The organism is Buchnera aphidicola (Floraphis choui) (genome assembly GCA_039830045.1).
GTDB classification, from domain to species: Bacteria; Pseudomonadota; Gammaproteobacteria; order Enterobacterales; family Enterobacteriaceae; genus Buchnera_B; species Buchnera_B aphidicola_AX.
The window spans coordinates 350,564-374,870 of record CP140044.1 but is presented as its reverse complement, the minus strand read 5'-3'; the positions used below and the strand labels follow the sequence as shown (position 1 = coordinate 374,870).

Genomic DNA, 24,307 nt, shown 5'->3' with positions numbered 1-24,307 from the left:
ATATACAATTTCTATATTATATTATAATATTTATAAGATATTTCGTATATAAATAATATAATTATAAATTTCGTTTTCAAAAAGGTTACTAATAATGTTCAAAATGTTATTTTTAAAATGTATAATATTATTTTAAAAGTCTATAAACTTTTAAGTAAAATATTATGATAAGAAAAGAATTTACTAAAATTTTAGTATGCCCAATATGTTTAAATAGTTTAATTTATGATGAAAAAAATAACGAATTATTATGTTTATTAAATAAAATAGCATTTCCTATTTATAAAAATATTCCTGTTTTATTAATACATTTTGCTCGTAAAATAATAAATAAATAGTAAATTTTTAATATTTTATCTTATTTAAATATAAACTTAAAACGTATTTTGTGTATTTATTTTACTTTTATGATATAAATAAAAATTATGTCGATTTAATCAATCTTAAGTTTTAATATTATAAAAATTTATATTTACAATTTTAATTTAATTATGTCTGAATATAACTTTTATATGAAAAATTTATATTGATCTTCACTTTTATTTGATATATTTTTATTAAAATGTTTTGACAAACGTTGTATTTCATTTAGTTTTACATTATGTATAAGTATAAATTATGTTTTTAAGAAATTTTTATTTATAATTAAAAATTTTTCTTATTTGAAAGTTCAAAGATATAATTTCTATTATTTAGAACAATTGGTGTTATGTCTAATATTTAATAATATAAAGATGTTATTTATGATTATTGTACCAATAATTATTCAATTTAAAATATTGCCTATTGGTATATTAGTTTCACAAAGAATTTCTTTAGAGTTTACTAAAATAATTTGTATTTGAAAAAATAATATATTATATTTTTCATATATTGAGCTATATATTAGATAATTTACATTAATTTTTTTTGCTAAAAGTAATGCTTTATTTCTATTAATTAATATGTCTTGCAAAGAAATACTTAAATCTCTTTTTGCTTGTTTAATATTATTCGGTTTGATTATATTAAAACAAGCAATTTTTTGATTAAATAAATGAATAAGTGCATTCTTAATTTTATTTGTTTCTATTTCATAATTAGTATTATTTTTAATATCGCTTATAAATAATAGATTATTTTGAAATGGAATATTAATACTTTGAATCTTTTTTGATAAATTATTATTAATTTTTTGTTCTAAATTTAGAAGATTAATTAATACACGTTTTTTAAATAATACTTTTTTGTAATATTTAGGTTTTAAATAATTATTATGCCTTAAAAGACTACAATTAGTTAATATTAATGTTGATAATAATATTAATATATATAGAATGTTTATTAAAAAATCCTTATTTGTTTCATTTTTTTTGATCTAAATGTTATTTGCAATAATTTATTATAATTGACGCTTTAAAATAACATTTTACCTAATTTTTTTCCTCCTAACAAATGTAAATGTAAATGGAAAATTTCTTGTCCACCGTGTTCATTACAATTAATAATTAGTCTATATCCATTTTTGCTAATTTTAAATTTTTTAGCTAATATAATTGCTATATATGACATATGTCCTAATATATGTTTATTGCTTTCGTTAATTTCATTGGTAGATTTAATTAATATATTTGAGACAATTAATATGTGTATAGGTGCTATTGGATTAATATCGTGAAAAGCAGTCACATCTTTATCTTGATAAATTATTTTTGATGAAGTATTGTCTTCTATTATTTTACTGAATACACTTGTTTTTTTCAAAATGATTACATCCTTTAAATGTTAGATTACTGTTAAATAGATATTTTAATATAATTTGAGTTATATTTTACTTATATTTAAAATTGATAAACAAAAATTTTTATATGACATATATCAATTGTTTAAAAGATAATGATCTATTTCTGTCTTTATATTATCTGATTTAGTTCCAAATACTACTTGTACTCCTAATCCTGAAGTAATTACTCCAGCAGCTCCAAGATCTTTAAGTTTTTGTATATTTACTTTAGACATATTCATTACTGTAATACGTAATCGTGTAATACAAGCATCTAAGGCGGTAATGTTATTTTTTCCTCCTAAAGCTGATACTATAAGTGGTACCATTTCTTTTAAATTTTTATATATTATTACAGTATTAGTTTTCTCTCTTCCTGGTGTTTTCAAATTTAATTTTTTTATAGTTAGATAAAAAATAACGTAATAAAGTATACCATATGCTATTCCTACAATAGGAAACAACCATAAATTATGACTATTTCCACTGAGTACTAAAAAGTCAATTAATCCATGAGAAAAACTTGTTCCTGATCGCATATTTAATAAGATACAAATTGGAAAAGCCAAGCCAGCTAAAATAGAATGAATTACATATAATATAGGCGCTACTAAAATAAATGAGAATTCAATGGGTTCAGTAATTCCTGTTAAAAAAGCAGTTAATGCTCCAGACATCATAATCCCGCCTATTTTAGCTTTATTTTTTTTATGAGAACAATGCCATATTGCTAATGCTGCGGCAGGAAGACCATACATTTTAAATATAAAACCTCCTGATAATTTTCCAGCTGTGGAATCACCTGCCATATATCTAGCAATATCTCCATGAAATATTTGCCCGATAGAATTACTATACTCTCCTATTTGCATTTGAAAGGGTACGTTCCATATATGATGTAATCCGAAGGGTACTAAAGCTCGTTCCACTATGCCATATATTCCAAAAGCAAGAACAGGATTTTGATACGCTGCCCACTCAGAAAATATTTTTATTCCATTACCTATAGGAGGCCATATAAATGATAAAATCAAACCCACTAAAATGGCTGACAATCCTGAAATAATTGGAATAAATCGTTTTCCAGAAAAAAATCCTAAATAATCTGGAAGTTGAATATGATGAAATCGATTAAACATATATGCAGAAATAGATCCAGATATAATACCTCCTAATATTCCAGTATCTAATAAATATTTATTATTCATATCTATAATTGAACTTTTTAAAAAAATAGGAGTCATCAATGCAAATGTTTGTGTCATGATTCCATAAGAAACTACTGCAGCTAAAGCAGATACTCCATCATTTTTAGTAAATCCTAGTGCTATCCCAATAGCAAAAATTAAAGGCATGTTATAAAATACTGATCCTCCTGCTTCAGCCATAATTCGTGAAACAATATTTGGAATTATATTAAAATTGGCAGAACCAATACCTAATAATATCCCAGCAATAGGGAGTACAGATATTGGTAACATTAATGATTTGCCTATTTTTTGTAAATTTGAAAACGTATTTTTAAACATACATAATAATTTCCTATTAAATTTTATTATAGATAAAATCTATTTCAAGAAACATGTTTTATTTTTGTATTTATAAAACTTTTTATAGTTGAGAAATAAATACGGTAAATAACAAATATCATATATTAACTAATGTAATATGATCTTAAAAAAGATAATTTAAATTAAACAGTTTAAAAAAATTTTTCGTAGTATTGTATGCGAGAACTGTAATGTCTAAGTTTTTTAACTTAGCGATAACTAATGCCGTGTTATATAGAAAAGCAGGCTGATTTTCTTTGCCTCTATATGGTACTGGAGTTAAATATGGAGAATCAGTTTCTAATAAAATTCTATCTAAAGGTACAAATTGTACAACTTTTCTTATATGATCAGAGTTTTTAAAAGTTATAATTCCAGAAAAAGAAATATAAAATCCTAAATCTAGCAATTTTTTTGCAGAACTAATATTTTCAGTAAAAGAGTGAATTATTCCTGTGCATTTTTCTGATTTCTCCTCCTTTAAAATGTTAATTGTATCGTTAATAGCACATCTAGTATGTATTAGTAATGGTTTGTTAAGTTTAACTGCAATTTGAACATGTTTTCGAAATGACAATTTTTGGGAAGAAAAATTGTCAGATTTATGAAAATAATCTAATCCTGTTTCTCCTATAGCAATTACTTTTTTATTTTGAGATAATATTTTTAGATCTTTTATTTCATTTTTATCTTCATTTAAATGCAAAGGGTGAATACCACAAGATAACAATATATTTTTATTATTTTTTGTAAAAACTTTTATATAATTAAAGTTTTTAATAGATGTTGATACTGTCAATAATAGTTTAACATTATTGTTCTTAGCTTTTTGTATTACATCTTCTATTCCTAAATGTATATTGTGATAATTCAAAAGGTCAATATGACAATGTGAGTCTACAAAAAACATAAAATTTTCTCTTGTTAAAATTTAATTTATATTAAATGCTAAAATAGTTTCCCATCGTAATAATTGTTCAGTTAATAATAGTTCTGTATTAATTCCTGTTATACTAACTAATTTGAAATTACAATATATCCATGATCTTAGACTATTGTCTAATAAAATAAAAGAGTATCTTTTTTTTAAAAGCTTTACGATATTAACTTTGTCTAAATTAATTATATTATCTTTATTGCTATATTTTATTTTCATAGAATCTAATAATAAACTACACAACCAAAAAATTTTTTTTTCTATATTACCTAAATTAAAGTTATCTAACATATAAACTAAGTTCTTGTTTAAAATAGAGTGTTTAAGACAAACAAAAAATGTGTCTCGTTCTTTCCATAATGACTTTAAAAGAAATTCTTTAGCTAAAATAGGTAATCCTTTGTTAATACGTAATACAGTTTTAAGAGTTTTTTCTTTTATTTTAAAATTGTTTTGTTTTAACCAATGAATACTAATTTCTTCTGATGGAGGTAAAATTTTATATAGTATGCAACGGCTGCGAAACGTGAGTAGTAATGGTAAAGAAAAATAATTTATAAATAAAAAGTACGTATCTTTTGGAGGTTTTTCAAGTGTTTTTAACAAAGCATTAATTCCACATTCTGTTAGTTGTGATATATTAGAAAAATATATAACTTTATTTCCATTTTTTTTAGCAGTTTGAAATATTTGACTGCATAATAATCTTATACTATCAATGCCTACTATATTTTTACGCGAAAATAATTTCATATCATACCAATCAGGATGAGTTTTTAAATGCATTAATTGACAACTTTGACAATGACCACAAAAAGAAGTGTTTTCTTTTTTATTTAAGCATAATAACCAAAACGCAATATTTTTTACTAATGAAGTAGTTCCTATTCCTTTATGAGTTTTTAATATAATAGAACGATTATTTTTTTTATTTTTTAAATGAGAAATGATATTATAATAATGTGTAATCAACCATGGATGTAAACTCATATATTTTTATTTAACCAAGAATAAAATTTCAATTGAAAATTCTTTTTTACCATTTTCAAATTATGATTAGCGTTAACTTTAATGATTTTAGAATTATTTCTAATAAATTTTAAATAAGTGTTTCTGACTCGTATAAAAAATTCTAATTTATTATTTTCTATTCTATCTAAATTTTTTCTTTTTTGAATTCTTTTTAAGCCAACTATAGGTTTTACATCTAAATAAAACGTTATATCAGGAACGAAATTTTTTATAAATAATGATTGCAATAATAATATTTTTTTTTTTGAATTCTTCTTCCTCCACCTTGATAAGCTAAAGAAGATAATGCATGTCGATCGTTAATTATCCAATTTCCTTTTTTTAGTTCTGGATATATTATTGTTTTTATTAGTTGTATTCTAGCTGCATAAATTAATAATAATTCGGTTTCATTGTGTATATATTCATTTTTAATAGAATTTTTGATCAAAAATCTAATTTTTTCAGATAATGGGGTACTTCCAGGTTCCCTTAAATTTTTTATATTAGTAATTCCCCATTTAAACAATAACTGTTTTGCAAAATGGCATATTGTGGTTTTTCCAGAACCTTCTATCCCTTCAATTACTATAAATTTACTATTCAGCATTTTTGAAACTTCCAAATGAAAAATTTTTTTATTTAATAGAATTATAAATATCAATAATAGATTAAAAAATTTTATTACATTTAAAAATAAATTATAAAGTTTTACTTTTGATAAAATCAATTATTGATTGTACTGTATTAAATTTCTCTGCGTCTTCATCTTGAATTTCAATGTTAAATTGTTCTTCTAAAGTCATAATTAATTCTACATTATCTAATGAATCTGAACCTAGATCTTCAATTAAAGATGATTTATTATTAATTTCTTCTTTATTTATGCCTAATTGTTTTGAAATGATTTTTTTTATTTTTTTTTCTATATTTTTCATATAAACCTTTTTTAATTATTTAATAAAATATTGTAAAATAAAATATTCAGAATAAAATGAAATACATGAATTTCATTAAATTAAGGCATGTACATTCCACCATTAACATGAATAATTTGCCCCGTAATATAATTAATATGATCAGAAACTAAAAATAAAACTGTTTCAGATATTTCATTAATTGTTCCAAACCTACGTATAGGAATTTTAGAAAGATATTTATTTTTTTGACGTTCTGTGAGATTTTTTGTCATATTAGTTTCGATAAAACCAGGAGCTATCATATTTACACAAATTCCTTGAGAAGCAACTTCTAACGCTAAAGATCTGTGAAAACCAATGAGTCCAGATTTTGAAGTAGAATAATTTGTTTGGCCTAAATTTCCTATATGACCCATAATAGATCCTATAGTAACAATTTTGCCTTTTTTTTTCTTTATCATTTTTTGCACAATAGGTTGAGTTATATAGAAAATAGAATTTAAATTAATATTTAAAACATTATTCCATTCTTTATGTGTCATATTAATTAACAATTTATCATTTATAATTCCTATGTTATTTATTAATATATCAATAGATTCAAAGTTATTGTAAATATTTTGTATAGTTTTTGTGATGGAATTAGGATTTTCAGCATTAAGAATAAAGCTAGAACCATTTTTTTTTAAATAATTATTAATTTTTTTTTGTCCTATTGCAGAAGTAGAAGTACCAATTACCATTATTCCTTGACTTACTAGTTTTTTAGCAATTCCTTTTCCTATTCCACTACTTGCTCCTGTAACTAATGCTATTTTTTTTTAATTTCATGATTAATATTTATATATATATATTTTAAATATTTTAAGAAGAATTAACTTTATTATTAAGTGAAATTGATGGAATTGCAACAATAAATTTATTAAGATTCGTTAATGTACTATTTAATCCAGCTTCAAGAAATATTGATGTGTTTTTAGAGGCTAAATATGCGATAGTATCAGTCCATCTAACTGGATTATATAATTGTCTAGTTAACGCTTTTCGAATAGCTAATATAGAAGTTTCACATTTTGCATCAACATTATTAACAACTGGAAATATTGGTGTTTTAAATGTTGTTTTATTTAATATAATTGAAAATTTTTTTGCAGCATTTTTCATCAGAATGCAATGGGAGGGAGGATGTATAGATAAATAAACAATTTTTTTAGCTCCGTTTTTTTTGCAAACATCGCTTACTTTATGTACTATAGACTGTTCTCCTGAAATAACAATTTGATATTTAGTATTAATACAAGCTATAGAAATTTTTTTTGTGTATTGGAAATTCTTTAAAATTTTTTCAATTTCGTATTGTTGCAATCCAATTACTACGTTCATAGCCCCACGCATATTTTTTATAGATTCCTGCATAAGTTTATTACGAAGTGTAATTAGTTTTATAGCATCATAAAATTTTAGTGATTTAGAACATACTAGCGCAGAATATTCTCCTAAACTATGTCCTGCTAATATTAGCGGTACGTTTTTGTTTTCACTTTTCCATACTCGATACATAGCAATTGATGATGTTAGCGTTATTAATTTAGCATATTTACTCGTATTGATTTTTTCTTGTGATTTTTTTTTAATTAGTTTCCGTAAATCATATCCAATATATTCGGACGATTCGTCAAAAGTATTTTTTATAATTGCATTTTTATTTATAAAAGAAAATAATACATTTATATTTTGTAATTCTTGACCAGGGAATAATATAGAATGTAAATACATGAATATTCCTTTTTATAATAATAGTTAATAGTTGAAATTCATAATTTTAATAATTTTTGGTTTTATTTTTGAGATATAGTAATGTTTGAATTAAAGTAATTATCAAATATGTTTTTATAGTCGAAATGTATTTATTCAAATTTTTAAAACAAAATTTTATAGATTTATTAATTTTTATTTATAAATTAAAATAGTGAAAATTACATTAGTATAATTTATGCATTAGTTATACAAAAGTAATATTATGTGATAGTGCTATTTTATAAATAGCACTATTTATTTAATTTACATATAATTATTAAACGAGATATGATTAAAATACTTTTATACCTTTGTAATATTTTTTTTTAGTAATATGATGTCTTATGTGGGTTTCTCCTGATGTCTTATCTATAGATAATAATGGTACGCATAAGCGATCATGAGACCTACGCATGCCTCGTTTAGATCGAGTTGGTTTATTTTTTTGCACTGCCATTGATAATATTTCTCTTAGTTATGTAAAATTTTATATAAAATATTTATATTAATATTTAATAAATTTAATGTAATTTAAAATTTTTTATGATATCAATCATAATATAGATATCAAAAAGTTTTAAAGTATATAAATTAAAATTATATTTATATTAATTAGTTTCATAAAACATTTTAAATTTTTTATTATTAGTTCTTTGAAAGATTATTTAAAATAGTCGTAAACTCTTTATCTATAGGTGCAACTATATTAATTAGTTCTTTTTGTTTTGGATGAAAAAAAGTAATAGAGCTAGCATGTAATAATAATCGTTTGACACAGAAATTATTTTTAATTACATTGTCTAAATCAATATTACCATATTTTTTGTCTAATACAATTGGATGATTCGCATATTTAGCATGTACTCGAATTTGGTGAGTTCTTCCGGTAATTGGAATAACTGACATTAAAGTGTTATTAGTATATTTTTTTTTTATTTTAAAATAAGTTTTTGAAAATTTTCCATGAATATTACTAACTTTAACGATATGATCATTATTTGATCTTGTTTTTAATAGAGGAGCAGAAATATATTTTAAGTGTTGTGGCCAATGTCCATGCACTAAAGCCAAATATTTTTTTTGAATTTTTTTTTCTCTTAGCTGCTTATGTAATTCGCGTAATATCGAACGTTTTTTAGCTATTATTAAAGCCCCTGATGTTCCTCTATCTAATCTATGTACGAGATCAAGATACATACTTTTACGATGTAGTAGTTCTCTAAAACATTCTATAATTCCAAAATTAATTCCACTACCACTATGTACTGCTATTCCTGCGGGTTTATTTAGTATTAGTAGATAATTGTCTTCATATAAGATATTATTAGACAATAAAGAAAACAATTTTTTGTTTAATTTTATGTTTTTTTCTTTTATATTAATATTTTCGATAGGAGGAATTCTGATATGATCTCTAATTTGTAATTTATATTTAGGTTTTACTCGATTTTTATTAATTCTAACTTGTCCTGTTCTCAGTATTTTATAAATTGTACTCTTTGGAAGTGTTTTAAACTTATGTCTTAAAAAATTGTCTATCCTTTGTTCCGTATTTTCTTTCGTAATGTATAAAAATGATACAGGTAACATTTTGTTTATCATCGATTGTCCTATATGTCATAAAAAATAAATTTTATTTAGTTTTATAATATTAATTTAAAAATAATTTATAGAAAATTACAAATGATAAAATTATGTTTTATAAATAATATAATAAACACATTTTACATATTTTTTAAAATTAAATACATTTAGTGAAAATACAAAAATTATATTTGACGATGTTTAAAATGTGTTTTTTAAATATTGTTCATAAATCAAGTAAATAATATAAATAAAATTAAAATTAAATAATTTAATTACATTAATCATATTCGATTAAATACGAAATTAAATTTATAATTTTTGATGTGTTTAAAGTTAATTATTATAATTAATATAAATAATAGTAATTCTAATTTAATATTGTGATAGTTTTAAATACTTTACAAAAAATTTTAATATGTCCTTCCTTTAACTTAAAATGAGAAGAATTATAATGAAAAGAATGTTAATTAATACTACTCATTCAGAAGAACTTCGTATTGCTCTTGTAGATGGTCAAAGATTATATGATTTATATGTTGAAAATATAAATTTTATAAAAAAAAAATCTAATATTTATAAAGGAAAAGTAGTTCGTATTGAACCTAGTCTAGAAGCAGCTTTTATTGATTATGGTTCAAAAAGGCACGGGTTTTTACCAATAAAAGAAATCTTTAATAGATATACATATAATAAAAACTCTAATAAAATTCGTTATAATATAAAAAACATTTTAAAAGAAGGACAAGAGTTAATCGTACAGATACATAAAGAAGAAAGAGGAGAAAAAGGAGCTTTATTAACTACTTTCATAAGTCTAGCTGGTAGCTATTTAGTATTAATGCCTAATAATCCAGGAATTTTAGGAATATCTAGAAAAATAGAAGGTAAAGATAGAATAAAGTTAAAAAAATTATTATCATTATTGGAAATTCCTAGTGAAATAGGAATAATTATTAGAACAGCAGGAGTTAAACAATCAATAACGTCATTGCAATCAAATTTAAATTTTAAATTACAACGTTGGAATGAAATTAAAAAAAAATCTGAAGTTAATTCAGCTCCATTTTTAATTTATCAAGAAAGCAATATCATTTTTCGAGTTTTACGAGATTATCTTGATCAAGATATAAGTGAAATTTTTGTCGATAATCCGATAATATTATATTTTATGAATCAATATATATCTTTATTAGGAAGACCTGATTTTAAAAATAAAATTAAGTTATACACTGGAAAACGCTCTTTATTTAATTGTTATCAAATAGAATCACAAGTTAACTCTGTTTTTCAAAGGAAAGTTAACCTTCCTTCTGGTGGGTCTATAATTATTGATACTGTAGAAGCATTAACTGCTATTGATATAAATTCGTCTCGTTCTACTAAAGGTATAGATATTGAAGAAACAGCGCTTTATACAAATTTAGAAGCAGTTGATGAGATTTCTCGTCAATTACGATTACGAGATTTGGGAGGACTCATTGTAATTGATTTCATTGATATGACAACATCTAAAAATCAAAAACTAGTTGCAAGCCGTTTACGTAATATAGTTCAACAGGATCGCGCGCGCATTCAAATTGGAAATATTTCTAAGTTTGGATTATTAGAAATGTCTAGACAACGTTTAAACTCGTCTCTACAAGAATCTAAATATTATATTTGTCCGAAATGTAGTGGAAAAGGAAACATTAATAATAATGAATCTTTGTATTTATCTATTTTAAACTTAATTAATTTAGAAAATTTAAACAAAAATATTCATACATATTTTAATAGTACTCCTATAGAAACAATCCATATTTTATTAAATAAAAAAAATATTATGGAAAATCTTTCTAAAAATGTTAATAATATTTAACAAAAATTTGCATTTAAAATGATCAAATTTAATTAATTATTATTAGATAAATACAATAAAATATAAACTTTATAAATACAAAATATTAAAAATTTTTTAAATTAACAACTTTAAAGTTACTTATAGTATGTTTAAGTAAAACTTAAAATTAACTCAATTCAGGATATATTCAAAGAAAGTTTTAAATAATTTACTTTTTATAGTTTTAAAAAATTATAAACATATTTAATATTTCAATAAAATTTTATATTTGAATGATATTCAAATATTTTAACTTATATTAAAAAAGTAATGAATATGCTTTAAAAAATAAGTTTAATTTTATATAGAGAATTTAATATACATTATATTTTTTTATATATTGATGCTTAATTTTAATTTAATAAAAATTAAATAGATTTTTAGTTTTATATTATCATATAATATTAATATTATAATATCATTGTACAATAATTCTTCCATGAAATAGAATATATACATTTGTAACAATCATGGGAGAATTATTTTTTTATCATAGATTTTAAATCATGTATTATAAAATACAATTTGTATTTTTCTATATTAAAAGCTAAAACAAATAAAATATTAATGAATATATTCTTGTTTTGAAATTTCAAAATAACTATAGTATAAAAAATTTTAAAATAACATTTTTTGAAAAGTTATATTAATTATACTCAATCTCATTGGTTTGTTTTATTTGTTCTTCAATTATATTTGCCAAACCTAGTCCTTTATCACTAACTTTTTGAGTAATAAATTTATCGTATATATCTTCGTATATGTGTTCTTGGTCTTTTTTAATTAAAGTATCTTTTGGAAAGCTATTCTTCATACTTTTTACCATCATATAAAGAAACAAACCTTCTACTTGTTTTGCTATCTTTAAAGTTTTATTCTGATCATTTTGTATCAAAGTTGTTAATTTATCAGAATTTTTTACATTAGAATATGGGGTTATATAAAAGTAAAAGTCATTATTCATGGTTATATAATCTCTAATTTAGCTCGTAAACAACCTACATTGTGCATGGCTTGTAATATGGATATTAGTTCTATTGGTTTAATTCCAAGGGAATTTAGCGCGTGAACTATACTATTCAAGTGTACAACTTTGTCTATATATTTAATTTCATTTTGAGTGTTGTAATTATCATCAAGAATACTTCTTTTTTCTGTTGAACGACTAGCTTTAATATTAAGAATAGAATTTTGAAAATAATGTGACGTGTTATTTGGTTTATGAATGATCATAGATATGTTTCCATGTGCTACTGCACATGAATTTATTTTAACTTCATGATTCATAGCAATATCTCCAGTTTTAGTATTAATAACTATTTTTGCATCTTGATCAGGTAAGTTAACATCAATATTTTGAATTTCTGATAGCATGCGAACTTGAATAATACTATTCTTTGGAACATTTAATTGTATTGTTTTAGAATTCAATGCAATTGCAGAATAAGGATATTTAACATTGATCAAATCGCTAATTTTTTGTACTGCAGTAAAATCTTCGTTATTAAGTTGTAAAATAACAGTGTTCTTTTTTCCAAAACTATTATTAATTTCTCGTTCTATAATAGCTCCCTCAATAATTTTTCCACTATTAAATTGATTATTCGTAAATTTTTTAAATTTTTTTTGAGAGTGATATGTTTCATCTATTATAATACTACCCTGAGCAACAGCATATATTTTGTTATCAGTACTCCTTAAAGGAGTCATTAATAATGTTCCTCCTTTTAAACTTGTTGCATTTCCAATAGAAGAAATTATTACGTCTATTTTTTGCCCTTCATGAATAAAACTTGAATATTTGGCAGTTACCATAACTGCTGCAATATTTTTGAGTTTCATATTTTTTTCTATAGAAAACCCAATTCCTAACTGAGCTAGCATATTTTGAAGCGTGTGAATGGTATATGGAATATTTTTTGTATCATCTCCCGTCCCATTTAAACCTGCAACTAAACCGTACCCGATTAGTTGAGTATCACGCGCTCCTTGAATAGTTATTAAATCTCTTATTTTATCAGCATGTGCATTTAAGCTAATTAAAAAAAGCATTATTAAAATATATTTCAATAACAATTTTTTAAACATAAATTTCCTTAATTGATTGATATCAATAATTAAATATTTTTATGACAAATATTAATAATTTAGATAAATATTGTTTAGCTATTATCCATTTATTAATTTTGTTAAAAAGATAAAATACTTAAAAATATACGTTGAAACCAACCAACATTTAATCCCTTATTAATAACCCCATCACTGATGTATTCAATACGAGCATTAGCTATTTGAGTTGAAATTACAGAATTATTTTTAGAAATAGTACGAGGATTAACTATTCCTGAAAAATATATTTTTTCTCTTTCTTCATTAATTGAAATTTTTTTTTCTCCTGAAACTTCTAAATTTCCATTTGGCAAGACACGATTAACTACTACTGTAATTAGTCCTACAAATTTGTTATTTGCAAAAGAACTACCAGTCCCGGTAAAATTATTCTTAATAGAACTATTTAATCCGGCTCTATTTTCATAATTGTTTTTTTCATAATTACTTCCAAATGTTAAACCTAGATTAGCATTGCTATCACGAACTAAATTATTAGAAGAATTATTACTAGCACTAATGTTTTCTTGTACAATTACAGTAAATGTATCTCCTACATTATGTGGCTTATAATCTTCAAATAATGGTTCAAAAGATCGATGATCCGAATTTGGTTCTTGATAATTTGAATGATTAATTAAGTCAGTCCATATCATAGAAGAAGAATCAGGAGATTTCAATCTATCTTTTCTTAAAATAGTGTATGGATTTAATGCACAACCGTTAAGTACTATAAAAAATATGAAAATTAAACAGTTTCTGATTTTAAAAGTAAATAGTGTAGTCACAAAATATTTCCTTTAATAATCATGATTTAATGAAATTCTTCATAGTATATAATATATATAAATTAAACATTATAATTGGGATAATTTTTGTAACATTTGATCAGCAGTAGTAATAACTTTACTATTAATTTCATAAGCACGCTGAGTTTGAATCATATTTACTAATTCTTCTGCAATATTGACGTTGGAAGTTTCTACATATCCTTGATACAGTAATCCTGTTCCATTTAATCCAGGTATTGTAGTAACAGGATTTCCGGATGCTTCGGTTTCTTGATATAAATTTTCTCCCAAATTTGATAATCCAGAACTATTAACAAAGTTTACAAGGTGCAGTTGTCCAATTTGTATTGGTTGGGATTGCCCTTGTACGGTAACAGTAACTATACCATCTCTTCCTACATGCATATTAATGCTATTAGCTGGAAAGCTAATTATTGGTTGTACAGGAAATCCGCTATTTGTTACTAATTGTCCGGTTTGATCAACTTGAAAGGACCCATCTCGTGTATATGCAAAATCTCCATCAGGCAATTGTACTTGGAAAAACCCGTTTCCATTTATAGCAATATCTTTAGAAGAATCAGTTTTAGATAAATTACCTTGATTGTGTACTCTTTCTGTAGATACAGGTCTTACTCCTGTTCCCATTTGCAATCCGGATGGTAATGTTGTATCACCAGATGATTTTGATCCAGGTTGTCGTATTGTATGATAAATTAGATCTTCGAATATAGCTCTAGATCGTTTAAATCCATTAGTACTTACATTAGCTAAGTTGTTAGAAATAACGTTCATATTAATTTGTTGAGCGTCTAACCCTGTTTTTGCAATCCATAAAGATGGTATCATGAAGAAATTCTCTTGTTTTAATTGTTAATATTTAAGAACTTATTAATAAGTTGTATGTTTTCATCATAATCGGTTAAAATTTTCATTTGCATATCAAATTTTCTAGCATCAGACATGATATTAATCATATTTTCAGATAAATTAACGTTACTATCTTCTAATGTCCCGGACAGCAATTTTACATTAGGATTATCTTCAATTTCTTTTATATCAGGTTGATTAGCCGTTTTTAAAAAATATAATCCGTTATTGCCATAAGTTAAATTATTTATGTTAATTTCCACTAATTTTAATTTATCTAATTCTTGACTAAAATCTTCATCGTTATGTATAACTTCTATTATTCCATTAGATAATATTCTTGTTTTAGAATCAGAAGGTATAACTATAGGACCATTTTGCCCCATAATTATATGTTCTTGACTAGTTAACTGTTGATCTGAATTTATTTTTAAATGTCCATTTCTAGTATAAGCTATACTTTTGTCATTAGTTTGTACTACTAACCATCCAGATTTATTTGTAATCGCAATATCTAAGGGTTGCATAGTACTTATAAATGGACCTTGTGTTTGATCATAACTTTTACTAAGTAAATGAGGATATTGTTCTTTATCTGTATTATTAGATAATATTATTTGAGAACGCAATGCAGATTTAAATCCTACTGTCGATGCATTAGCTAAATTGTTAGCTAGTATTTCTTGATTATCTAATATATTTTTAGTAGAAATCATAGTTTCGTGTATTAAAGGTTCCATAATTTTTTATTAGAATTTTTAAAGGATAATTTAAAATTGTTTGTAATGTAAATTTATTATATGTTAATTATAAATTAATTTTAAAAAAATTTTACAATTTATTTTACAAATAAAATATGTAATAACACATATTCAAATTTTGTTAAATAATATGTTTTAAAATTATATTTTATTGTCCCATTGATAATGTTTTCATAATCATTGATTTTGCCGTATTTAATATCTCTAAGTTAGCTTGATAATTTCTAGATGCTGAAATAGCGCTAATAGTTTCAGTAATAACATTAACATTTGAAATTTTAGCAAATCCATTGGAGTCTGAGATGGGACTTTGCGGATCATATATTGACTTTAATGGGGTTGTATCATTTATTATCTCTTTTATTTTTACTCCTCCTCCTAGTTCAGTATCATCTAAATTATCATATTTTAATATTGCCTTTTTTGCTATATAAGGATATAACTTTCCATTTTTGTTAATTAAACTGTCTGTATTAGCTAAATTACTCGCATGCATCTGCATTTTTTGAGATTGTGCAACCATTGCTGATCCAGCTATATCAAATATTTTTAGTAAAGACATGACTTATCCTTTCAATACGTTCATAAGATTTTTAAATTTATTATTAATTAAAATAATATCCATTTGGTATAACAAACTATTTTTTATAAAATTTATTTTTTCAGAATCTATATTTACTGTATCATTATTAACAATATAATTTTTTGATACGATTCTATCATAGTTGTTTTTATTTCTATTTTTTGAAACAGAAATATGATTTTTAGAAGTTACTGTTAATTTATATTTAGGTTGATTAGTATTTTCTTTTATTAGTGTATTCAATATTTTTGGAAAATCAATATCTAATGATCGATAATTCGGAGTATTACTATTTGCAATGTTTGAAGCTAATAACTCTTGTCGGTACGCATGTAAATTCAATGAGCATGTATTCAAGTAAAATTCTTTATCTAGTTTATTTAACATTTCGTTCACATATTTCAAAGTGTATTATAAGTTAATGTTGTTTATTTTTAGAGATTTACTTTTGATTTTTTGTTTTTAATTTAAATCTTAGTTTAATGAAATATAAAAATTATATCATACTATTGTAATTTATATTATTATTGATACTAATTATAATTATTATTAATTTGTAATTGTAATTATTTTGGTAAAAATATGTAATTTATATTTATAAACATTATTTTATGAAAGAGTATATAATTTTGAAAATATATTTATTTTTAAGCTTATTATTTTTTACTATATTTCCAATTCGAGCTAGCACCTTACCAGAAAATCTTATTAAATTTTTAAAAAAACAAAATCCTATTTATTCTAATAGTATGAATATAATTTTATATAATTATATTCCTTCGAAACAGTGGAAAACTTGTTTTTCTCCTAAATTTGTTTTATTAAATTCTAAAAAATTATTAGGATTAACAAATATTAAAGTAATTTGTGGTAAAATAAATAAATTTATTCAAGTAAAAATTAGCATTAAAGGAAAATATGTAAGAGCTGCTAGAAATATTAATAAAGGGGAAAAATTAACTAACAAAGATGTTTTTGTCGAATATGGGTATTTAGATAAAATATCATCTAACATATATTCAAGTAAACAACAAGTTTTAAATTTAATTAGTTTAAAAGCGATTAAAAAAAACGAGTTGATAACTAATGTTTTATTACGTCCTATGTGGTTAATTGAAACGAATCAAAAAGTATTAATAATTATTAAAGATTCAAAATTTACAATTATTTCAGAAGGTCGTGCTATTAATAATGCGTATATGAATCAACAGGTAAAGGTGAAACTAGATAATGGGAAAATAATATTAGGAATAGCAAACAATAAACGATACATTGTAATTACTAACAAATAACTTTTGTATTTTTTATGGTCCATTTTACTATCTTTCCCGCTAATAAAGGAATAATAGCATTTTTTCCAATTAAAATTTTATTAGGAATTTTCCAACTCCTTCGTATAAATGTAATAGTATTTTTGTTTTCAGGAAGTGAATAAAAAAGAGCCCCATTTTTTGAACAAAAAGACTCAAAGTGTTTTAAAGCATTCATTTTTTCAAATATTTCTGCATATATTGGTAATGACGAAATTGAATTAAATATTCCAGCTAATCCACAATAATTTTCTTTTTTGAAACAATAATGAGGTGCGCTATCAGTTCCTAAAAAAAACTTTTTATGTCCATTAGATATTACTTTTTTAAGAGCATTTTGATGTTTTTTATTTTTTAAAATTGGTAAACAATATAAATGCGGTCGAATTCCATTCGATAATATATCATTTCTATTGAACATTAAATGATGAGGTGTAATTGTAGCCCCTACATTACTGTTAATAGATGTTATGTAATCAACAGCTTCTTTAGTGCTAATATGTTCTAAAACAATCCTTAGTTTTGGAAAATCTCGATTAAGTTTAATTAATACTCTATCAATGAAAACTTTCTCTCTATCAAATATATCAATATTGTTATCTACTATTTCTCCATGAATTAATAATGGCATATCTATTTTTTGCATACGTTCTAAAACAGAAGTAATAGATTTAATTGTTTTAATTCCGCATTTAGAATTATGTGTGCTACTTTGAGGATAGAGTTTAGCAGCAAAAAAAATTTTATTTAGAAAAGCATATTCAATATCATCAGGTTTAGTATGTTCAGTTAAATAACAAACAATTAATGGTTGAAAAGTTGAATTTTTTTCTAATGTATGAAGAATCTCTTTTTTATAATTTTTTCCTGATTCTATAGTAGTAATGGGAGGAACTAGATTAGGCATAATCATAGCTCTTTGATAGAAATTACTTGTATATTTTACTATTTTTTTTAAAATGACACCACTTCTAAAGTGTACATGCCAATCATCAGGTTTTTTTATGGTAAATTTATTCAATTTAATTATATAACTCCTGTTGTAGAATAATTTTAATATAAATTTTAACAGTAATTTTATAGATTGAAATTACACTAGAAATTTTAAAAATTTTAGATTTAATAAAAAGTTTAGTAATTTGGTACGACGATAGAAATTGAACAATATTTATTTTATATTATAAATAACAAAAAAGGTAGTTTTATCGTGAATATATTAAAATCATTAATATCACTAAGTACTGTAACTTTTTGTTCTAGAATATTAGGATTTATACGAGATGCATTGATTGCATATACATTTGGAGCTTCAGGACTGACGGATTCTTTTTTTTTAGCTTTCAAAATTCCAAATTTATTTCGTAGAATTTTTGCAGAAGGGTTTTTTTATCAAGTATTTATTCCTATTTTATCAAAATATAAATATTGTTATAACATTAAGTTTGTAAAAGAGTTTATTTCTAATATATTGGGATTTATGATTATTTTTTTAAGCATTTTTACAATTTTTGGAATGTTTTTCTCATCAGAAATTATTTCAATAATTGCTCCTGGACTATATAAGAATTCATATGAATTTAATTTAACATCGCAATTACTAAAAATAATTTTTCCCTATATATTTTTTATTTCTTTAGGATCATTTATTGGATCTATTCTTAATACTTGGAACTATTTTTTTATACCTTCTTGTTCTTCTATTTTATTAAATATAAATATAATATTTTTTATATTATTTTTATCTTCACATTTTGAAACATCTATTTTTTCTTTGGCTTGGGCAATCGTATTAGGTGGGATAATTCAATTGATTTATCAAATTCCATTTTTAAAAAAAATTGATATGTTAGTATTACCGACATTTAATATGAAAAATGTCAAATTAAAAATAACTTTAAAAAAAATGATTGTCATTATTTTAGGGGTTTCTACTAATCAAATTTCAGTAATTATAAATACTATTTCTGCATCATTTTTAGTTACTGGAGCTATATCGTGGATATATTATGCTGATAGATTAATAGAATTTATTTCCGGTATGTTCGGAGTATCTTTAGGAACTCTTCTTTTACCTTTATTATCAAATAACATAATTGGTAATAATAAAAAAGAAAATTCTAAATTGTTGGATTGGGCACTTCGAATTGGATGTTTAATCGCTATCCCTAGTTCAATATCTTTAGCTATTTTGTCAAAGGTAATAATAATTGTATTATTTCAATATGGAAATTTTTCTATTTTTGACGTTATTATGACTAAAGATATATTAATTTTTTATTCCATTGGGTTAATTCCATTAATTTTAATAAAAATTTTATTATCTAAGTTTTATTCAAATGATGATCTGTTGAGTCCTACAATAATTTCTGTTTTTATTTTAATAATAACACAGTTAATGAATATTATTTTTTTACCATATTTAAAACAAAATAGCTTTGCATTATCAATTAGTATTGCAGCTTGGATAAATTTTATTTTATTATTTTTAGTTTTATTGAATAAAAAATATTTTTTTCCTAATCCTGGATGGTTAGTGTTTTTAGGAAAAATTTTTATTTCTATAATAGTTATGATATATGTTTTGAATTTTAATTTAAGTATTTTTTTTAATTGGAGCTCGAAAACAATACTTTCTAAATTTTTTCAATTAATATTAATCTGTTTTATATCTGGGTGTAGTTATTTAATAACACTCTTTATTTTAGGTTTACGTTTGAAAAATTTTTCATTAATTATATTTAAAAGTAGTAAACTTTAATAATTCTTGGAGGAAGAGGGATTCGAACTCTCGGATGATTTCTCATCGGCGGTTTTCAAGACCGCTGCCTTAAACCACTCGGCCATTCCTCCATAAAGAAAAAATTTTATGTTAATTAATTATTATACAATATTTATATGATATTTTAAAGAAATTCTTGTTATATTATAGTACTATATTTTAAATATTATTTATGTATAAAATGATATTTCGATTGAATGTTAAAATGCTTGTAATTGTTAATCAATATTGATAAAATCTATTTCTGTTCTATGGCGCGTTGACAGATTGGTTATGTAGCGGATTGCAAATCCGTGTAGCCCGGTTCAATTCCGGGATGCGCCTATTTAAAATTTATCTATAATATATTAGCCCAGATGGTGAAATTGGTAAACACAAGGGATTTAAAATCCCTCGGCTTCATAGCTTTGCGGGTTCAATTCCCGCTCTGGGTATATCAATAAAACATATATTCTACATATAAAAGTCATTTTTTATATTTTTTATACGCTTGATAAACTTTAAAATTAAAATTTTCTTTTAAAATATTATATTCTAAAAAAGTTCGTTTAAAAATTTTATGACATGATATACTAGAGTTGATTACTATTCTTATTTCACCTTTTGGTTTTAAATATTGTATCGAATTTTTTACTATTTCATTTATATAGTACAAATTGGTTTTTGAATTATTATGAATAGGAGGATTAGATATAATCAAATTAAATTTGTTATTAACATTTGAATAAATGTTACTAGGAAATATGTCTCCTTTAATATTATTATATTTTAAAGTTAATTCACTAGATTTTAGTGCTGCTATGTTTGTATCTACTAATGTTAGTTGTACTTTTTTTGAGCATTTAGCTAGTGATACTGATAAAATTCCTGAACCGCATCCTATATCAAGTACGTTTCCTTTGATTGATGATGTAAAAGTTGATGTCAATAACTGAGAACCTATGTCGATTTTGCCATAACTAAATACTCCTGGAACAGTTTTAATATTCATTGCATTCCATGTTGTATTATTTATAAAATAGTTAAATTGAAAATTAGGTTTTAAAATTATTACTCCAACAAAAAGAAGACAATGTTTTGCAAAATCTATTTTTTCTAATCGCATCCATTGTTTCAATAAATTTTTTACAGTATTAATTCCACTATTTTTTCCCCCAACTAAAAAAATATGACTATTTATAGGAAGTAATGAACAAATACGATGTAAATGAAATATAGCTTCAATCTTGTTATTTGGCCAAAAATATAATACAGTATCAGAATTTGTAATAGATTTTTTTTCTTCTAATAATAAGAATTTTATTTTATGTTTTGTTTTTTTTAAATTTAACCAATGATCAAATTTTTGAGTGCATATTTCTATATTACTATTAAACATATTTAAATATAATTGACTATATATATTGCCTGATATAAAAATTTTTTTTTTGAAAATAAATTTATATTTTTAAAGATTAATTTATTTGTGTTTTTCATATTTATGACTATTCAATGTTAATAAGTAATTAAACTTATATATTAAGTGCATTATACTTAACATAGTATATTCATTTATAGTGTCTCATAAAAATTTATAAAAAAATTTATACTTAGAAACATTAAAATCTTTATTTTATCAGTTATATATAAAGCAATTTTTTGTAAAATACAAAATTAATTATTAAATTTAATAACTATATAAATTATTTAAGTTATAATCTATTTTTATAGTATTTATATGATTTAATTGTTTTAAATTAGTTACTTCATGCCTAAACGTAAAATAATTATATATCTTAATGTTATTTTAAAAATCTATATTCGAAAATTAAGGTATTTATTATTCTAAATAATATTTAAAATTATGAAAATTTTACCGCTAGAATTAAAAGAAAGTATTTTTAAAATATTAGTTCTTCATTTGCAAACTGATTCAACTGAATTAATATGCCAAGAACTAAGAAAGAAAATTCAAATGTCTCCTAAATTTTTTAAAAACTTACCAATATTAGTTAATATACAAAATTCTTTCAATATAAAGAGTTGGAATAATATAAAAAAGTTAATTATCTCATTTAATTTTTATATTATAGGAGTTAGTGGTTGTTATAGTGATACTTTTAAAAATGAAATTATTCAATCTGGATTACCTATTTTATCAGAAGAAAAAAGTTTAATTCATCATATTAAAAAATATCGATTGAGTAGTAGTTACTATACTGATTTAAATAAAAGTGTAAAAACTAAAATTGTTAATTTTCCTGTTAGATCTGGCCAAAAAATTTATGCAGTTAACTCTGATTTAATTATTATCAATAATGTTAATTCAGGAGCAGAAATAATAGCAGATGGTAATATTCATGTTTATGGGCATATGAGAGGAAGAGTATTAGCTGGAGCTAAAGGAGATACTACGTGTCAAATATTTTGTATGAATTTTTTTTCGGAGTTAGTGTCTATTGCAGGAGAATATTTGTTGAGTAATCACTTCTCTTCAGATTTTATAGGACATAGTGTTAGAATTTATATAATGAATAAAAAATTAAATATTTTAAAACTTAATTAAAATGTTAAGGATATATTTATGACGCGCATTATTGTAGTAACATCAGGTAAAGGAGGCGTAGGAAAAACAACTTCTAGTGCAGCATTAGCTACAGGTTTTGCACAAAGAGGAAAAAAAACAATAGTAATTGATTTTGATATAGGATTAAGAAATTTAGATTTAATAATGGGATGTGAGCGTAGAGTAGTATACGATTTTATAAATGTAATTAATGGGGATGCAAATTTAAATCAAGCATTGATTAAAGATAAGAGAACAGACAATTTATTTATTCTTCCAGCATCTCAAACTAAAGATAAAAATTCACTCACTAAATTAGGTATTAATAATATTTTTCAAGAATTAATTGAAATGAGTTTTGATATTATTATTTGTGATTCTCCAGCTGGGATAGAATCTGGGGCTGTTTTAGCAATATATTTTGCAGATGAAGCAATTATTACTACTAATCCTGAAATTTCTTCTATAAGAGATTCTGATCGTATGTTAGGTATTATTGCATCTAAGTCAAAACGTTCAAAAAATAAATGTAATCCTATAAAAGAACATTTATTATTGACTCGTTATAATCCAACTAGAGTAAAATGTGGAGAAATGCTGAGTACACAGGATGTTTTGGATATCTTAAGAATACCATTAATTGGAGTAATTCCTGAAGATTCTTCCGTTTTAAAAGCATCTAATCAAGGAGAATCTATAATTTTACATACGAAATCTAATGCTGGGAAAGCTTATTGTGACACTGTCAATCGTTTGTTAGGTAAAAATGTTCCTTTTCGATTTATTAAAGAAGAAAAAAAAAGTTTTTTAAAACGATTATTTGGGAGATAAATATGGCTTTGTTAGATTTTTTTTTATCTCGAAAAAAAAATACTGCTAATATAGCAAAAGAAAGATTACAAATTATTGTTGCTGAACGTAGAAGAAAAGATCATGAACCCAATTATTTACCTGAATTAAAACAAGAAATTTTACGAGTAATCTGTAAATATGTTAAAGTAGATCCTAAGATGATTTCAGTTCAATTAGATCATAAAGAAAAAGACATTTCCATACTAGAACTAAATGTTACTATTCCTGAATAAGTAGCATAATTTCAATTTTTCATAATATTTT

Annotated in this window: 24 protein-coding genes, 3 tRNA genes and 2 pseudogenes; 9 read left to right on the top strand and 20 right to left on the bottom strand. The window is 23.2% G+C overall.

Features of this window, described 5'->3' with window-relative positions; all coding sequences use genetic code 11:
* Positions 1-164 precede the first annotated feature (164 nt).
* Entirely contained in the window at positions 165-338 is a 174-nt protein-coding gene (locus UAT33_01685; protein XBC43654.1) for a hypothetical protein, read from the top strand.
* A gap of 1,057 nt (positions 339-1,395) precedes the next feature.
* Here the strand turns inward: UAT33_01685 and UAT33_01680 are convergent.
* The 10 genes and pseudogenes from UAT33_01680 to rluC all read right to left on the bottom strand — a co-directional run bounded on the left by UAT33_01680 (position 1,396) and on the right by rluC (position 9,579).
* On the bottom strand, positions 1,396-1,743 hold the full coding sequence (locus tag UAT33_01680) for a histidine triad nucleotide-binding protein (protein XBC43653.1): 348 nt from the start codon (positions 1,741-1,743) through the stop codon (positions 1,396-1,398).
* A gap of 114 nt (positions 1,744-1,857) precedes the next feature.
* Complete coding sequence (gene ptsG, locus UAT33_01675; protein XBC43652.1) at positions 1,858-3,291, bottom strand: PTS glucose transporter subunit IIBC; 1,434 nt, start codon at positions 3,289-3,291, stop codon at positions 1,858-1,860.
* Between the two features lie 145 nt (positions 3,292-3,436).
* A complete protein-coding gene (locus UAT33_01670; protein XBC43651.1) occupies positions 3,437-4,222 on the bottom strand; it encodes a YchF/TatD family DNA exonuclease in 786 nt (261 codons plus the stop codon).
* A gap of 21 nt (positions 4,223-4,243) precedes the next feature.
* Positions 4,244-5,239, bottom strand: coding sequence for a DNA polymerase III subunit delta' C-terminal domain-containing protein (locus tag UAT33_01665; protein ID XBC43650.1), 996 nt, complete (start codon positions 5,237-5,239; stop codon positions 4,244-4,246).
* A pseudogene (gene tmk, locus UAT33_01660) lies at positions 5,236-5,870 on the bottom strand (dTMP kinase). Before tmk ends, UAT33_01665 begins: the two are co-directional and overlap by 4 nt.
* 91 nt (positions 5,871-5,961) lie before the next feature.
* Positions 5,962-6,198 (bottom strand): acyl carrier protein, encoded by a 237-nt coding sequence (acpP, locus tag UAT33_01655; GenBank protein XBC43649.1) that lies wholly within the window; start codon positions 6,196-6,198, stop codon positions 5,962-5,964.
* A gap of 80 nt (positions 6,199-6,278) precedes the next feature.
* On the bottom strand, positions 6,279-6,995 hold the full coding sequence (gene fabG / locus UAT33_01650) for a 3-oxoacyl-ACP reductase FabG (protein ID XBC44109.1): 717 nt from the start codon (positions 6,993-6,995) through the stop codon (positions 6,279-6,281).
* A 49-nt stretch (positions 6,996-7,044) separates the two neighbouring features.
* Positions 7,045-7,956 carry an ACP S-malonyltransferase gene (fabD, locus tag UAT33_01645; GenBank protein ID XBC43648.1) on the bottom strand — a complete coding sequence of 304 codons (912 nt, stop codon included), beginning with the start codon at positions 7,954-7,956 and terminating at the stop codon, positions 7,045-7,047.
* 313 nt (positions 7,957-8,269) lie between these two features.
* On the bottom strand, positions 8,270-8,434 hold the full coding sequence (rpmF, locus tag UAT33_01640; protein ID XBC43647.1) for a 50S ribosomal protein L32: 165 nt from the start codon (positions 8,432-8,434) through the stop codon (positions 8,270-8,272).
* Positions 8,435-8,622: 188 nt separating this feature from the next.
* A complete protein-coding gene (gene rluC / locus UAT33_01635; protein ID XBC43646.1) occupies positions 8,623-9,579 on the bottom strand; it encodes a 23S rRNA pseudouridine(955/2504/2580) synthase RluC in 957 nt (318 codons plus the stop codon).
* Positions 9,580-10,015: 436 nt separating this feature from the next.
* Here rluC and UAT33_01630 point away from each other — a divergent pair.
* Positions 10,016-11,326, top strand: a pseudogene (locus UAT33_01630) (Rne/Rng family ribonuclease).
* A 763-nt stretch (positions 11,327-12,089) separates the two neighbouring features.
* On the opposite strand, the gene UAT33_01625 reads toward UAT33_01630, so the two are convergent.
* From UAT33_01625 to flgB, 7 genes are all read right to left on the bottom strand, one after another.
* Entirely contained in the window at positions 12,090-12,407 is a 318-nt protein-coding gene (locus tag UAT33_01625) for a rod-binding protein (protein XBC43645.1), read from the bottom strand.
* A 2-nt stretch (positions 12,408-12,409) separates the two neighbouring features.
* Entirely contained in the window at positions 12,410-13,531 is a 1,122-nt protein-coding gene (locus UAT33_01620; protein XBC43644.1) for a flagellar basal body P-ring protein FlgI, read from the bottom strand.
* 101 nt (positions 13,532-13,632) lie between these two features.
* Positions 13,633-14,340, bottom strand: a complete 708-nt coding sequence (locus tag UAT33_01615; GenBank protein ID XBC43643.1) for a flagellar basal body L-ring protein FlgH — start codon at positions 14,338-14,340, stop codon at positions 13,633-13,635.
* A 69-nt stretch (positions 14,341-14,409) separates the two neighbouring features.
* Positions 14,410-15,192: a flagellar basal-body rod protein FlgG gene (gene flgG, locus UAT33_01610; GenBank protein XBC43642.1), complete on the bottom strand. Its 783-nt coding sequence runs from the start codon at positions 15,190-15,192 to the stop codon at positions 14,410-14,412.
* Positions 15,193-15,209: 17 nt separating this feature from the next.
* Entirely contained in the window at positions 15,210-15,953 is a 744-nt protein-coding gene (locus UAT33_01605; GenBank protein XBC43641.1) for a flagellar hook-basal body complex protein, read from the bottom strand.
* A 169-nt stretch (positions 15,954-16,122) separates the two neighbouring features.
* Complete coding sequence (flgC, locus tag UAT33_01600) at positions 16,123-16,536, bottom strand: flagellar basal body rod protein FlgC (protein ID XBC43640.1); 414 nt, start codon at positions 16,534-16,536, stop codon at positions 16,123-16,125.
* Positions 16,537-16,539: 3 nt separating this feature from the next.
* On the bottom strand, positions 16,540-16,944 hold the full coding sequence (flgB, locus tag UAT33_01595; protein XBC43639.1) for a flagellar basal body rod protein FlgB: 405 nt from the start codon (positions 16,942-16,944) through the stop codon (positions 16,540-16,542).
* Positions 16,945-17,186: 242 nt separating this feature from the next.
* Between flgB and flgA the strand changes: the two genes are divergently transcribed.
* On the top strand, positions 17,187-17,849 hold the full coding sequence (gene flgA / locus UAT33_01590) for a flagellar basal body P-ring formation chaperone FlgA (protein ID XBC43638.1): 663 nt from the start codon (positions 17,187-17,189) through the stop codon (positions 17,847-17,849).
* On the opposite strand, the gene pyrC is transcribed toward flgA, so the two are convergent.
* Positions 17,839-18,888, bottom strand: coding sequence for a dihydroorotase (pyrC, locus tag UAT33_01585; protein XBC43637.1), 1,050 nt, complete (start codon positions 18,886-18,888; stop codon positions 17,839-17,841). The genes flgA and pyrC overlap by 11 nt on opposite strands.
* A 186-nt stretch (positions 18,889-19,074) precedes the next feature.
* Between pyrC and murJ the strand changes: the two genes are divergently transcribed.
* Positions 19,075-20,625, top strand: coding sequence for a murein biosynthesis integral membrane protein MurJ (gene murJ, locus UAT33_01580; protein XBC43636.1), 1,551 nt, complete (start codon positions 19,075-19,077; stop codon positions 20,623-20,625).
* Positions 20,626-20,632: 7 nt separating this feature from the next.
* On the opposite strand, the gene UAT33_01575 is transcribed toward murJ, so the two are convergent.
* Positions 20,633-20,717 (bottom strand) — tRNA-Ser (locus tag UAT33_01575).
* A gap of 182 nt (positions 20,718-20,899) precedes the next feature.
* On the opposite strand from UAT33_01575, the gene UAT33_01570 reads away from it, so the two are divergent.
* Positions 20,900-20,970 (top strand) — tRNA-Cys (locus tag UAT33_01570).
* A gap of 26 nt (positions 20,971-20,996) precedes the next feature.
* Positions 20,997-21,080, top strand: a tRNA-Leu gene (locus UAT33_01565).
* A 32-nt stretch (positions 21,081-21,112) separates the two neighbouring features.
* Here the strand turns inward: UAT33_01565 and rsmC are convergent.
* A complete protein-coding gene (gene rsmC, locus UAT33_01560) occupies positions 21,113-22,066 on the bottom strand; it encodes a 16S rRNA (guanine(1207)-N(2))-methyltransferase RsmC (GenBank protein ID XBC44108.1) in 954 nt (317 codons plus the stop codon).
* Positions 22,067-22,489: 423 nt separating this feature from the next.
* Here rsmC and minC point away from each other — a divergent pair, with 423 nt between their 5' ends.
* Genes minC through minE form a run of 3 tightly spaced genes read left to right on the top strand, consistent with a single transcriptional unit; the run spans position 22,490 to position 24,276 of the window.
* A complete protein-coding gene (gene minC, locus UAT33_01555) occupies positions 22,490-23,191 on the top strand; it encodes a septum site-determining protein MinC (protein ID XBC43635.1) in 702 nt (233 codons plus the stop codon).
* Positions 23,192-23,209: 18 nt separating this feature from the next.
* Positions 23,210-24,022, top strand: coding sequence for a septum site-determining protein MinD (gene minD / locus UAT33_01550; GenBank protein ID XBC43634.1), 813 nt, complete (start codon positions 23,210-23,212; stop codon positions 24,020-24,022).
* A 2-nt stretch (positions 24,023-24,024) separates the two neighbouring features.
* Positions 24,025-24,276 (top strand): cell division topological specificity factor MinE, encoded by a 252-nt coding sequence (gene minE / locus UAT33_01545; protein ID XBC43633.1) that lies wholly within the window; start codon positions 24,025-24,027, stop codon positions 24,274-24,276.
* The last annotated feature ends 31 nt before the right edge of the window (positions 24,277-24,307 follow it).

What these genes read in the sequence shown, in the direction of transcription:
- UAT33_01685 (XBC43654.1), top strand. Translation starts at nt 165, where the DNA reads ATGATAAGAAAAGAATTTACTAAAATTTTAGTATGCCCAATATGTTTA.
- ptsG (XBC43652.1), bottom strand. Translation starts at nt 3,291, where the DNA reads ATGTTTAAAAATACGTTTTCAAATTTACAAAAAATAGGCAAATCATTA.
- UAT33_01670 (XBC43651.1), bottom strand. Translation starts at nt 4,222, where the DNA reads ATGTTTTTTGTAGACTCACATTGTCATATTGACCTTTTGAATTATCAC.
- UAT33_01665 (XBC43650.1), bottom strand. Translation starts at nt 5,239, where the DNA reads ATGAGTTTACATCCATGGTTGATTACACATTATTATAATATCATTTCT.
- acpP (XBC43649.1), bottom strand. Translation starts at nt 6,198, where the DNA reads ATGAAAAATATAGAAAAAAAAATAAAAAAAATCATTTCAAAACAATTA.
- fabD (XBC43648.1), bottom strand. Translation starts at nt 7,956, where the DNA reads ATGTATTTACATTCTATATTATTCCCTGGTCAAGAATTACAAAATATA.
- rpmF (XBC43647.1), bottom strand. Translation starts at nt 8,434, where the DNA reads ATGGCAGTGCAAAAAAATAAACCAACTCGATCTAAACGAGGCATGCGT.
- rluC (XBC43646.1), bottom strand. Translation starts at nt 9,579, where the DNA reads ATGATAAACAAAATGTTACCTGTATCATTTTTATACATTACGAAAGAA.
- UAT33_01625 (XBC43645.1), bottom strand. Translation starts at nt 12,407, where the DNA reads ATGAATAATGACTTTTACTTTTATATAACCCCATATTCTAATGTAAAA.
- UAT33_01620 (XBC43644.1), bottom strand. Translation starts at nt 13,531, where the DNA reads ATGTTTAAAAAATTGTTATTGAAATATATTTTAATAATGCTTTTTTTA.
- flgG (XBC43642.1), bottom strand. Translation starts at nt 15,192, where the DNA reads ATGATACCATCTTTATGGATTGCAAAAACAGGGTTAGACGCTCAACAA.
- UAT33_01605 (XBC43641.1), bottom strand. Translation starts at nt 15,953, where the DNA reads ATGGAACCTTTAATACACGAAACTATGATTTCTACTAAAAATATATTA.
- flgC (XBC43640.1), bottom strand. Translation starts at nt 16,536, where the DNA reads ATGTCTTTACTAAAAATATTTGATATAGCTGGATCAGCAATGGTTGCA.
- flgB (XBC43639.1), bottom strand. Translation starts at nt 16,944, where the DNA reads ATGTTAAATAAACTAGATAAAGAATTTTACTTGAATACATGCTCATTG.
- minC (XBC43635.1), top strand. Translation starts at nt 22,490, where the DNA reads ATGAAAATTTTACCGCTAGAATTAAAAGAAAGTATTTTTAAAATATTA.
- minD (XBC43634.1), top strand. Translation starts at nt 23,210, where the DNA reads ATGACGCGCATTATTGTAGTAACATCAGGTAAAGGAGGCGTAGGAAAA.
- minE (XBC43633.1), top strand. Translation starts at nt 24,025, where the DNA reads ATGGCTTTGTTAGATTTTTTTTTATCTCGAAAAAAAAATACTGCTAAT.